Below are 303 nucleotides of genomic sequence, written 5' to 3' on the forward strand. Positions count from 1 at the left end.
CCAAGGAGGACCAGCCCTACATGGGGGAGAAGGACCCCGCCTCCGGCCGCTACTCCGGCTTCGACATCGAGATCGCCAAGATGATGGCGGCCTCCCTCGCCTTCGACCCGGCCCGCGTCTAGTTCCGCCCGATCGCCTCGGCCAACCGCGAGACCGCCCTGCAGAACGGCCAGATCGACTACTACGTCGGCACGTACACCATCAACGAAACCCGCAAGCAGCTCGTGGGGTTCGCGGGGCCGTACTACCTGGCCGGACAGTCCCTCCTCGTCCGCAGCGACGAGCACGACATCGACGGAACCC

1 pseudogene is annotated in these 303 nt (G+C 67.0%); it reads left to right on the forward strand.

What is annotated here, in order from left to right:
- Nucleotides 1-303, forward strand: a pseudogene (locus tag ADL08_RS14255) (transporter substrate-binding domain-containing protein); the annotation flags it as partial.

The organism is Streptomyces sp. NRRL F-6492 (assembly GCF_001280125.1).
In the GTDB taxonomy this organism is placed as follows: Bacteria; Actinomycetota; Actinomycetes; order Streptomycetales; family Streptomycetaceae; genus Streptomyces.